This is a genomic window from Treponema zioleckii (assembly GCF_014737315.1).
GTDB lineage: Bacteria > Spirochaetota > Spirochaetia > Treponematales > Treponemataceae > Treponema_D > Treponema_D zioleckii.
Map to the genome: position 1 here is coordinate 1 of NZ_JPUF01000111.1, position 4,571 is coordinate 4,571.

General features: G+C 42.2%; 3 protein-coding genes, 1 tRNA gene and 1 pseudogene. 1 reads left to right on the top strand and 4 read right to left on the bottom strand.

From position 1 onward, the window contains the following. From JI65_RS17195 to JI65_RS16410, 4 genes and pseudogenes are all read right to left on the bottom strand, one after another. A partial coding sequence (locus tag JI65_RS17195) for a hypothetical protein (protein WP_207106105.1) occupies positions 1-188 on the bottom strand: 188 nt, incomplete at its 3' end. 501 nt (positions 189-689) lie between these two features. Then, on the bottom strand, positions 690-1,307 hold the full coding sequence (locus tag JI65_RS16400) for a hypothetical protein (protein ID WP_191018244.1): 618 nt from the start codon (positions 1,305-1,307) through the stop codon (positions 690-692). Between the two features lie 478 nt (positions 1,308-1,785). Further along, positions 1,786-1,971, bottom strand: a pseudogene (locus JI65_RS17810) (RHS repeat domain-containing protein); the annotation flags it as partial. Positions 1,972-2,931: 960 nt separating this feature from the next. After that, entirely contained in the window at positions 2,932-4,104 is a 1,173-nt protein-coding gene (locus JI65_RS16410) for a phosphoribosylaminoimidazolecarboxamide formyltransferase (protein ID WP_191018245.1), read from the bottom strand. 228 nt (positions 4,105-4,332) lie between these two features. Here JI65_RS16410 and JI65_RS16415 point away from each other — a divergent pair. Then, a tRNA-Tyr gene (locus JI65_RS16415) sits at positions 4,333-4,414 on the top strand. Positions 4,415-4,571 lie beyond the last annotated feature (157 nt).

The following is a 4,571-nucleotide window of genomic DNA, read 5'->3' on the forward strand; positions in this document are numbered from 1 at the left end:
GTACCTGGTGCCTGATTGAATAAAATTATTGCAGGTTCAAGGAGTAAAAGGTAGAACCCAAGTATTATTTTTTGTCCGAATCCCAAATTAGGAAATATTGTTGTTTTCCTAGGTTGTAATCCGGGCGACAAAGGAAACACTGTATTAGGATTTGACGATGGAATCTGATAGAAACCATCGTCAATCACGGAACCTTTTTTCTCCCTTTGGGGCGGAATAATAGGAGGAGGCAATATTGGAATTGGAGCAGGAGCAGCAATTCTTCCATCCGGGTCGGTATACCTTACCGGGTTGTTCCCCGCGTAGTGATAACAATTGAGATTGATTGGACTGACAGCCCACGAATCTCAATGGATTTCAGGCGCTTCCGTGCCTTAAATTCCCCTTTTTGACTGCAGAAAGGCAGAACTCAGATCTGGTTTTAAAATCCTCCTTTAAGAATTTTATCGGCGGAAAACTTCCGTCTTTGAAAAATTCTAAAACCACTCGTCAGTTGATTCGAGCGGTTTTAGAACGGTAAAAACTGCGCTATATGCAGCGCAATCCTTAATTTTCCCCGAAAAAGGCGCTTTTTGTGGCGGGCTTTCCGGGAAAAAGTGGATTTTTGGGTATTCCTGCAAATCGCGATTTGGGGGAAGTGGCAAGTTAATCTAGACTATCAACTTCACAATATTTTGATTATATAAAGTTTAGTTCTTACTTTTATTCAGCCAATATCTGCTTCGAATCATTGAAAGTTCATCTCCTTTTTTTTCTAAAAGTTCCGAATATTTTTTCATGCAGTTTTTACTACCGTTTTGAGATGCAATTCTGAGCCATGAAGAATCTATTTCAGACAGTTTTTCAGCAGCTTTTATATTTCCCTGAAGGGCAAAGACTTTTAATGCGGAAAAATCAAGCGCAGATATATTTTCAATAATTGGAATCGTAAAATTTGGATTTTCTGCATAAAAGTTTTCCTTCTCAAATCTGAAATCCGAATCTTTAATAGCGTTGAAACACCAAAACTTTGCCCTCTCTATTTCCCCATTTCTTTTCAGCGAATTGGAAAAAGCAAACATTCCATACGAACTACCATTTTCTGCACATATTTCAAGCCAAAGATTACCATTTGAACTATCATTAAGAGCTAATCCGTAATGCTCAAACAAGCGAAATGCTTCTACAGCATTTCCGTCCATTGCATTCTTTTTTGTTGCCTCAAGTTTTTTCAGAGAGTTTATCATGAGACCACCGTTATCACTTTCCGCAAGGATGCTATTTATTATGCAACTCAAAAAAAATATAGTACTAATCAACATTTTCATTTTTCTTTTTTCCTATGAATAAAACCATTCTTCCAGGATCATTTCTATCAAATTCCTTGATGATAGAATCACCTTCGATTCGAATTATTTCCCCTGCTATTCTTAATGGTCCATCTTCGTATAGCCAGACATATTTATTAGGAGCCTTAACTTTTGCACCTTCCCCTAATTCATTTGCAAGTTCTTGTGCATAAATTTTTCCATTTTTTCCAACAGCCCCTGTATTACACGACCATAAAACAACTGTACAGTCTGGCTTATATTTTGGATGCGATTTTATTATCCTTGCTAAATCTTTTTCTGAAATAGACTTGCCCAATCCTCTATTAGTTGCGGTCGCATTTGGATATTGAAAAATACCATTTTCTGCATTTCCATGACCGGCAACTACGAAATCTTTAACAGAACCTCGTATAGTATTGTTTGCAAAATCTTTTATTCGCTCACAATCAGGGAAAAAATTTATTTGCGGTCCTCTGAGACTTTCCCTTCCATCCGGGTCCACATACTTCACCGGGTTGTTGCCCGCGTAGTGATAACAATTGAGATTGATGTGATTAAACACACCGCCCATGCCTGGCAATTTGGAATTATGCTGTTTTGCCTCGTCATTTGTAGGCGCAACAGGGATGTAATCTCCCAGAGCAGGGTCTGTGCTAATCCACATGCGGTTTTATACTAAATTACAATTCTTAACTGAGTATTAACAGTATAAAACTTGGTTGATTCAATTCTGCAGAACTTAACTGGATTGGCACCGATTTGCGCAGATTCCGAAACATAGGAGGTCGCCGTAGCAACTATATTGCGCAGAGGTCGGAATTACACTGGATTTTTCAAAAAAAACACGCCGAGTTTTCCCCAAAAACACGCCGAGAATTTTTTAAAACTCCGTATGTTTTTTTGGTGAAGGCATGACTGGCGAACGCAATTCTCAATTTTTCGCGGGAAGCCTGCGGCGAGAACGGACTTACCCCGATTTTCGCAGATTCCGAATCAAGTTCGGAATGACAGTACCGCTAAGGAGAGTTTGTCTAAAAACTTGCGTCATGCCGAATTTATTTCGGCATCTATACTGCATTTTGTATGAATGACTTCGAAGCAGGTTCGGAATGACAACGGTCACACATTCCTAGCCAGGATGGTCACACATTCCTAGCTAGGATGGTCGCACCTTTCTAGCTAGGATGGTCTCACATGACTGTCTAAAAACCCGAAATCGCACTGTCACCCCGAACATGTTTCGGGATCCCGTACACCAAATGCAACGTAGATGCTGAATCAAGGCGACCGCGAAAACGAAAGCGGTCGAGTTCAGCATGACAATAATTTTCGGGCAGCCTCATGTGCGGGATATTTTATCATCAATCGTAAATCTGTCACACAAGAGGCAAGTAACCCACCGTCCATGCCCGGCGAGCGCAATTCTCAATTCGCGGTAAGGCTTGCGCACGAAGGGAGCTTAGCCCCGATTGGAGGGGCGGCGGGAGCCGTTGCGAAGCAATGGAGCGGAAGCGGAACCCCGCAAAGCGGGGAATGCAAGTGGATAAGTGGCGCCTGCACGCCCCATGCTTGGTCGGCAGGGGGCATTCGGCTCCAAAAAATTTATTTTCCTAAAATTAGTCTAGTGATGGAACAATCTAATTCCGTTGAAGCACATGACCATATTGTATTTGTCGGCAGTTTCGATAACCTGGTCATCACGAACTGAACCGCCTGGCTGTGCAACTACGGTAACACCTGATTTTCTTGCACGCTCGATGTTGTCTCCGAACGGGAAGAACGCATCCGAACCAATTGCAACGTCCGTGTTCTTTGAAAGCCATTCTTTCTTCTCTTCGCGCGTAAAGACTTCTGGCTTAACCTTGAAGATTGTCTGCCATTTGCCTTCCGCAAGAACGTCCTCGTATTCCTCGCCAATGTAAACGTCAATCGCATTGTCGCGGTCAGCACGTTTGATTCCGTCAACAAACTGCAAGCCCAAAACTTTTGGAGACTGTCTGAGCCACCAGTTGTCAGCCTTCTGACCTGCAAGGCGAGTACAATGAACTCGGCTCTGCTGTCCGGCTCCGATTCCGATTGCCTGTCCGTCTTTAACGTAGCAGACAGAATTTGACTGTGTGTATTTGAGAGTAATCAGGGCGATTACAAGATTTCTCTTGTCTTCTTCGCTCAGATTCTTATTTTTTGTTACGATATTCGAAAGGCAACTTTCATCAATTTTTAGGAAGTTGTGCCCCTGCTCAAACTTAATTCCGAAAACCTGTTTAACTTCCGTTTCTGGCGGAACATAAGACGCATCAATTTGGATTACGCAGTAATTGCCGTTTTTCTTTGCCTTGAGGATTTCAAGTGCTTTTGGCGAATAAGAAGGCGCGATGATTCCATCCGAAACCTCTTTTTTGATGAGGAGTGCAGTCGCTTCGTCACATTCGTCGCTCAAAGAAATAAAGTCACCGAAAGACGACATTCTGTCAGCCCCGCGTGCCCGTGCGTAAGCCTGTGCCATTGGGGTAAGCTCAACGCCGTCCGTAAAGTAGATTTTTTTGAGCGTGTCGCTAAGCGGAGTTCCAACAGCTGCACCCGCTGGCGAAACGTGCTTGAATGATGTAGCCGCAGGAAGCCCGGTCGCCTCTTTAAGCTCCTTAACAAGCTGCCAACCGTTCAGTGCATCAAGAAGATTGATGTAACCTGGTCTGCCGTTCAAAACGGTGATTGGCAAATCACCCTCGTCAACGAAAACCTTTGCAGGTTTTTGGTTTGGATTGCATCCATACTTAAGTTCAAGTGTTTTCATAATGCTCTAAAGCCTACCTTAAAATCATAAAAAAAGGAAACGTTTCAAGCTATTTTTTTTACAAAAAAATGTACCCTGTACTTTTCCCGCAAATTTTAAGAAAAAACTTGCGCTTCAGTTTTTAAGCATTTCTTTTTACAAAACAAAAAAAAATGAAAAAAAATGCAAAAATCCGATTTTTACTCTAGACAAAACTTTGTGAATCATATACTATCATTATCACGTTATGGGGAGTTCGCATAGCGGCAATTGCGGCGGACTGTAAATCCGCTCCCTATCGGGTTCGGGGGTCCGAGTCCCTCACTCCCCAAAAGGCTTGGTTTTTACCAAGCCTTTTTTTATGCCCTTTTCCTTTTCTTAATAAATTGAATTTCGAGTTGTAAAAGTAGATTTTTTAGACACGGATAAACGCAGATGGACACAGATGAGACACTGATACTGAGCTCCCATATTACAGGAAAGTTGAC